At 45.2% G+C, this 6,890-nt stretch carries 5 protein-coding genes and 1 pseudogene; 5 read left to right on the top strand and 1 reads right to left on the bottom strand.

Annotated features, from left to right (window positions below; all coding sequences use genetic code 11):
- The 5 genes and pseudogenes from IM294_RS22145 to ugd form a co-directional block, all read left to right on the top strand.
- Positions 1-377: pseudogene (locus IM294_RS22145) on the top strand (hypothetical protein); the annotation flags it as partial.
- Positions 378-425: 48 nt separating this feature from the next.
- The gene (rfbA, locus tag IM294_RS21135; RefSeq protein WP_028013773.1) at positions 426-1,298 is read left to right on the top strand and encodes a glucose-1-phosphate thymidylyltransferase RfbA; all 873 of its coding nucleotides are present in this window, start codon (positions 426-428) and stop codon (positions 1,296-1,298) included.
- Positions 1,299-1,355: 57 nt separating this feature from the next.
- The gene (locus IM294_RS21130) at positions 1,356-2,822 is read left to right on the top strand and encodes a glycoside hydrolase family 1 protein (RefSeq protein WP_049137384.1); all 1,467 of its coding nucleotides are present in this window, start codon (positions 1,356-1,358) and stop codon (positions 2,820-2,822) included.
- 148 nt (positions 2,823-2,970) lie between these two features.
- A complete protein-coding gene (gene gndA / locus IM294_RS21125; protein ID WP_028013772.1) occupies positions 2,971-4,377 on the top strand; it encodes an NADP-dependent phosphogluconate dehydrogenase in 1,407 nt (468 codons plus the stop codon).
- A gap of 225 nt (positions 4,378-4,602) precedes the next feature.
- Positions 4,603-5,769 carry a UDP-glucose 6-dehydrogenase gene (gene ugd / locus IM294_RS21120; RefSeq protein WP_048961289.1) on the top strand — a complete coding sequence of 389 codons (1,167 nt, stop codon included), beginning with the start codon at positions 4,603-4,605 and terminating at the stop codon, positions 5,767-5,769.
- A 51-nt stretch (positions 5,770-5,820) separates the two neighbouring features.
- Here the strand turns inward: ugd and IM294_RS21115 are convergent, their stop codons facing one another.
- Entirely contained in the window at positions 5,821-6,825 is a 1,005-nt protein-coding gene (locus IM294_RS21115) for an NAD-dependent epimerase (protein ID WP_126818246.1), read from the bottom strand.
- Positions 6,826-6,890: the final 65 nt, after the last annotated feature.

Raw genomic sequence — 6,890 nt, 5'->3', positions numbered from 1 at the left:
ATATAAAAGATGTCATTAAATACAGACTCTTTAGTTTTACACTTCGCTCTAGAAATAAAAAACAGATTGCGTCATTCTTCTCTGGTGCTGATGCTGTGCTTGACATCCAGCATCCCCGGCAGACAGGTTTGACGATGAGAACAATAGAATGCTTACCTCTAAAGAGGAAGTTCATAACTACTAATAGCAGAGTTAAGGACTACGACTTTTATGCATCTGAAAATTTTTATTTTATAGACCGCAAAAATATTTATATAGACTCTGCTTTTTTTGATATCCCGTATGATGAAAAGCATACGGATGCAATTTCGCGTTATAGCGTAGACTCATGGGTAAAAACATTGTGCTCAACTGATATCAGAAAAGATGTTGTTTAATTGAAAGATATTAATTCTAATTTAGCTTAAGAGTATTGAGGTAGTAGAATGAAGGGTATTATTCTTGCTGGCGGTTCAGGAACACGTTTACACCCAATTACACGTGGAGTCTCTAAACAACTTTTACCCATTTATGATAAACCTATGGTTTATTATCCAATGTCGGTGCTTATGCTTGCGGGTATCCGTGATATTCTCTTAATCACAACACCTGAAGATCTGCCTTCTTTTAAACGTTTGTTAGGAGATGGTAGTCGTTTCGGAATTAATTTGTCCTATGAAATTCAGCCGTCTCCTGATGGCCTTGCGCAAGCATTCATTATTGGTGAAGAGTTTATCTCTGGTGATAAATGTGCCTTAGTATTAGGTGATAATATTTTCTTCGGGCAGAGTTTTGGTAGGAAACTTGAATCGGTTGTTTCAGGTAATGCCGGGGCTACTGTTTTTGGCTACCAGGTAATGGATCCAGAGCGTTTTGGTGTTGTAGAGTTTGATGAAAACTTCAAGGCATTAAGTATAGAAGAAAAACCAGCTGCACCTAAATCCAACTGGGCTGTTACTGGCCTATATTTTTATGATGCAAACGTGGTTGATATGGCAAAACGCGTTAAACCATCAGCACGCGGTGAACTTGAAATTACTACGCTGAATGAGATGTATCTCGAACAGGGAAATCTTCAGGTAGAATTACTGGGACGAGGCTTTGCATGGCTCGATACCGGTACCCATGACAGTTTAATCGAAGCATCACAATTTATTCATACTATTGAGAAGCGACAAGGGTTCAAAATCGCCTGCCTGGAGGAAATTGCTTACCGTAACGGTTGGCTCACTGAGAGTGAGGTCCTGACCTACGGGAATGAAATGAGCAAGACCAATTACGGCCAGTATTTGCTCAATTTAATAAAAAATAGCAAATAGCGATTCATAAAATTAACAATATCATACCCTTAATAGCTATCAGGTTTTGATTATAAAATGAAAGCAAAATATTTTTTCCTTACCTCTGCGCTTCTTTTACCTCCTGCATTCTCTGGTGAAAAACAACAATGTGATTTTCTCTGGGGCACGGCATCCTCATCTTACCAGGTTGAAGGTGGCTGGAATGAGAGTGGAAAGGGTCCTTCAAACTGGGATTATTTTACTCATAATGAAGTAACAAAATATACTATTGGTACCGTTGAAAATGGAGATGTTGCAGCCAATCAAATTTCTCGGGATGTCTATCTAAAAGATATACAACTCATGAAAGAATTAGGTGTCAATTCGTACCGCTTCTCCATATCCTGGTCCAGGGTCATGCCTGACGGTGTAACGGTAAATAAAAAGGGATTAGAATATTACAACCAACTTATTGCTGACTTAAAAGAAGCTAATATTGAGCCGGTGATTACACTTTACCACTGGGACATGCCATTAGCGCTTTATAAAAAAGGTAGTTGGTCTAACCCTGAATCACCAGTGTGGTTCGAAAAATTTGCGCAAGTAATTTTTGAGAATTTTGGTAATAAAAGTCATAATTTTATTACCTTTAATGAGCCTGAAGGCTATGTTTTTACTCTTGAACCCCTTGCAGCAAATCTCATTGAAAAAAAACCAGACGGATACCGTGACGTTTTGTCCGTAGCGTCTCGTGGAAAACAAGCGGTAGCATTACACAACCTTTTGATTGCAAATGCGATGGTGGTACGTAATTACCATAAGGCTAAATATGATGGACGTATTGGCATTGCGTTAAACTTATCTCCTTGCATCGATAATGGACATCCAAATAGTACTACTGAGCAGTTATGTAACGATCTCCACAACAACTGGATTCTCGATGCTCTATATAAGGGAAAATATCCAGATTCAGTATTGAAAATGTATCAATCAGCATATCCTAAATTTAAGCCCACATCTCAAGATATGCAATTGATTACCCAAGGAAAACCTGATTTCATCGGCGTAAATTATTATGGTCCAACATTGGTTAGGTATGATAAATCTGAACCGTTTGAAATAGGTAATGTCCCTAACCCAGATAAAAAACCATCCGTCAACGGACCTGTTTCTCCTGAGGCGTTGGTTACAATGATGAAAAAGATTGATGCCGAATATGCTCATCCTACCTTCATTATTACTGAGAATGGTGCAGGTTTTGGTTTAGCTGATGAACAACTTAAGGAAGGGGTCATTTCTGATAAGTTGAGAGCAGACTATCTCAAGAGACATGTTACTGCCGTTATGAATGCAAAAAAGGAAGGATTGGATATTCAGGGCTATCTATTTTGGAGCTTGCTCGATAATTTCGAGTGGTTATGGGGTTACAAAAATAGATTTGGAATAATTGGTGTCGATTTCGATGATAAGAATTTGAAACGTATACCTAAGTTAAGCTATTATATTTACCAGAAAACTATTAAAGAATATAAAAAGCAATGTATTTCAACGACGCAAAAATGACCACTTGATAAAGCCATGCTTTTGTTATGGCTAAAGTGTATTAATGACCATAATTACCTACCTCTGCTCTCGATTTCTGAGTTAAGATTATTCGATAATATATCCACCGGGAAGTACCTGGTGGGACCACACCTGACAGGAGTATGTAATGTCCAAGCAACAGATCGGCGTTGTCGGTATGGCAGTGATGGGGCGCAACCTGGCGCTCAACATCGAAAGCCGTGGTTATACCGTCTCCGTTTTCAACCGCTCCCGTGATAAGACTGAAGAAGTGATTGCCGAGAACCCAGGCAAGAAGCTGGTTCCTTTCTATACGGTGAAAGAGTTCGTTGAGTCTCTGGAAACGCCTCGTCGAATCCTGCTAATGGTGAAAGCGGGCGCAGGTACCGATGCAGCTATCGACTCCCTGAAGCCTTACCTCGAAAAAGGCGACATCATCATTGATGGCGGTAACACCTTCTTCCAGGACACCATTCGTCGTAACCGTGAATTGTCCGCTGAAGGCTTCAACTTCATCGGTACCGGTGTTTCCGGTGGTGAAGAGGGCGCGCTGAAAGGCCCATCTATCATGCCTGGTGGCCAGAAAGAAGCGTACGAACTGGTTGCGCCTATTCTGACTAAAATCGCTGCTGTTGCGGAAGATGGCGAGCCGTGTGTGACTTATATCGGTCCGGACGGTGCGGGTCACTATGTAAAAATGGTGCACAACGGCATCGAATACGGCGATATGCAGCTGATCGCAGAAGCATACTCCCTGCTGAAAGGCGGCCTGAATCTCTCTAATGAAGAGCTGGCTGAAACCTTTACCGAGTGGAACAAAGGCGAGCTGAACAGCTACCTGATCGACATCACCAAAGATATCTTCACGAAGAAAGATGAAGAAGGTAAATACCTGGTTGATGTGATTCTGGATGAAGCAGCGAACAAAGGTACCGGTAAATGGACCAGCCAGAGCTCTCTGGATCTGGGCGAGCCGCTGTCTCTGATCACCGAATCCGTCTTTGCGCGTTATATCTCTTCTCTGAAAGAGCAGCGCGTTGCGGCTTCTAAAGTGCTGTCAGGCCCACAGGCTAAACCAGCCGGTGACAAAGCTGAGTTCGTCGAGAAAGTTCGTCGCGCCCTGTACCTGGGTAAAATCGTCTCCTACGCGCAGGGCTTCTCACAGCTGCGTGCGGCGTCTGACGAGAATAACTGGGACCTGAACTACGGCGAGATCGCGAAGATCTTCCGCGCGGGTTGCATCATTCGTGCGCAGTTCCTGCAGAAAATCACCGATGCCTATGCTGAAAACGCAGGTATCGCTAACCTTCTGCTGGCACCGTACTTTAAGAAGATTGCAGACGAGTACCAGCAGGCGCTGCGTGACGTGGTTGCCTACGCTGTACAGAACGGTATCCCGGTTCCAACCTTCTCCGCTGCGGTGGCGTATTACGATAGCTACCGCGCTGCCGTTCTGCCTGCCAACCTGATTCAGGCACAGCGTGACTATTTCGGCGCGCATACTTACAAGCGCACGGATAAAGAAGGCGTGTTCCACACCGAATGGATGGAATAAGTTAACTTACTCGCTTTCATCAAACCCGGAGCCTGTCTCCGGGTTTTTTTATGCAAAAAATGCCGCGCATTATTCGAAGTAGTCTGAATCTCATCCCCCTCGTTGTGATTACTCCTGGTTTGCCTTGACAGTGCTGTTTGCCAGGAGGTACAAAGCCCAACAGTTATGTTTATCGCGATGGTCTGCTGGCCATCAATACAGTTAACTAAAAGAAGTCATTAGCGAATGAAAATAACAATTTCCGGAACAGGGTATGTCGGTCTTTCTAACGGCATTCTGATTGCTCAGAACCATGAAGTGGTTGCGCTGGATATCGTGCAGGCCAAAGTGGATATGCTCAATCAGAAGAAATCGCCGATTGTCGACAAAGAAATCCAGGACTATCTCAGCAACAAACCGCTGAATTTCCGCGCCACGACAGATAAAGAAGATGCATACCGCGATGCGGATTACGTCATCATTGCGACGCCTACTGACTACGATCCAAAAACCAATTACTTCAACACCTCAACCGTAGAAGCGGTTATCAAAGATGTTATTGCGGTCAATCCTGATGCGGTGATGGTTATTAAATCAACCATTCCTGTCGGCTTTACCAAATCCATCAAAGAAAAGTTTGGTATCGATAATATTTTCTTCTCGCCTGAGTTCCTGCGTGAGGGGAGAGCGCTTTATGATAACCTGCATCCTTCCCGTATCGTTATTGGCGAACGCTCTGATCGCGCTGAACGTTTCGCTGCGCTGCTTCAGGAAGGCGCAGTGAAGAAAGATATTCCGGTGCTGTTCACAGACTCCACCGAAGCGGAGGCGATTAAGCTTTTCGCAAACACCTATCTGGCAATGCGAGTCGCGTACTTCAATGAGCTCGACAGCTATGCAGAAAGTCTTGGGCTTAACACCCGCCAGATTATTGAAGGGGTTTGCCTCGACCCGCGTATTGGTAACCACTACAACAACCCGTCATTTGGCTACGGCGGTTATTGCCTGCCAAAAGATACCAAGCAGCTGCTGGCAAACTACCAGGCTGTACCGAATAATCTCATTTCTGCGATTGTTGACGCTAACCGTACGCGTAAAGATTTCATCTCCGATTCTATTCTTGCGCGCCAGCCGAAAGTGGTCGGCGTGTATCGTCTGATCATGAAGAGCGGTTCCGATAACTTCCGCGCCTCTTCCATTCAGGGGATCATGAAGCGCATCAAGGCGAAAGGCGTTGAGGTTATTATTTATGAACCGGCCATGCAGGAAGATCAGTTCTTCAATTCCCGCGTGATCCGCGATCTGGATGCTTTTAAGAAGGAAGCGGATGTCATCATCTCGAACCGTATGGCCGAAGAGCTGGCTGACGTCGCTGACAAAGTCTATACCCGCGATCTGTTCGGTAGCGACTAATTCTCTTACGTTAAAATAAAAAACCCGGCTGATTTGCCGGGTTTTTTATTTTCAGACCTTGTAAAACTCGCGGTACCAGTCAACGAAGTTCTTCACGCCGTCTTTAACCGAGGTTTGCGGTTTGAAACCGATCACGTCATAGAGCGCTTTCGTGTCGGCGCTGGTTTCCAGGACGTCGCCCGGCTGGAGTGGCAACATATTTTTCTCGGCTTTCTTACCCAGCGCCTCTTCCAGCGCGGTGATGTAGTCCATCAGTTCTACCGGCGAACTGTTACCGATGTTGTAAATGCGGTAAGGTGCTGAACTGGTTGCCGGTGAGCCAGTCTCGACGGTCCAGTTTGCGTCAGGATGGGGAATAACATCCTGCAGGCGGATAATTGCTTCAGCGATATCATCGATGTAGGTGAAATCGCGCTTCATCTTGCCGTAGTTATAGACATCGATGCTTTTGCCTTCAATCATCGCCTTAGTAAACTTAAACAGCGCCATGTCCGGGCGTCCCCACGGACCGTATACGGTAAAGAAGCGCAATCCGGTGGTCGGCAGGTTGTAGAGATGCGAATAGGTGTGCGACATCAGCTCATTGGCTTTTTTGGTCGCGGCATAGAGTGAAACCGGGTGATCTACGGAATCGGCAGTGGAGAAGGGCATCTTACGGTTGAGGCCATATACGGAGCTGGATGAGGCATACAGCAAATGCTGAACGTGGTTATGGCGGCAGCCTTCCAGCACGTTGAGGTGGCCAATAAGGTTGGCATCGGCGTACGCATGCGGGTTTTCCAGGGAGTAGCGTACGCCTGCCTGTGCGGCCAGGTGAATAACGCGATCGAACTTCTCGTCAGCGAAAAGCGCAGCCATACCTTCCCGGTCAGCTAATTCCATCTTGTGGAAGGTGAATCGCTCAGATTGTAGCCGTTCCAGACGTGCCAGCTTTAAATTAACATCGTAATAGTCGTTCAGGTTATCAATACCGACAACCTCATGACCGCCCTCAATGAGGCGTTTGCTGACATTCGAACCGATAAAACCCGCTGCACCCGTTACCAGAAATTTCATATCTTTCCTCAAATACCTAACGCTTACAGATGCGATAACGCATCACATAGTGACTATGATAGCGC

This window comes from Enterobacter cloacae complex sp. P43RS, assembly GCF_014930585.1.
GTDB lineage: Bacteria > Pseudomonadota > Gammaproteobacteria > Enterobacterales > Enterobacteriaceae > Enterobacter > Enterobacter bugandensis.
The sequence above is the reverse complement of the archived record's forward strand: the minus strand, read 5'-3'. Positions and strand labels throughout refer to the sequence as shown.

Coding starts and splice junctions, on each gene's coding strand:
- gndA (WP_028013772.1), top strand. CDS start 2,971: ATGTCCAAGCAACAGATCGGCGTTGTCGGTATGGCAGTGATGGGGCGC.
- IM294_RS21115 (WP_126818246.1), bottom strand. CDS start 6,825: ATGAAATTTCTGGTAACGGGTGCAGCGGGTTTTATCGGTTCGAATGTC.
- ugd (WP_048961289.1), top strand. CDS start 4,603: ATGAAAATAACAATTTCCGGAACAGGGTATGTCGGTCTTTCTAACGGC.
- rfbA (WP_028013773.1), top strand. CDS start 426: ATGAAGGGTATTATTCTTGCTGGCGGTTCAGGAACACGTTTACACCCA.
- IM294_RS21130 (WP_049137384.1), top strand. CDS start 1,356: ATGAAAGCAAAATATTTTTTCCTTACCTCTGCGCTTCTTTTACCTCCT.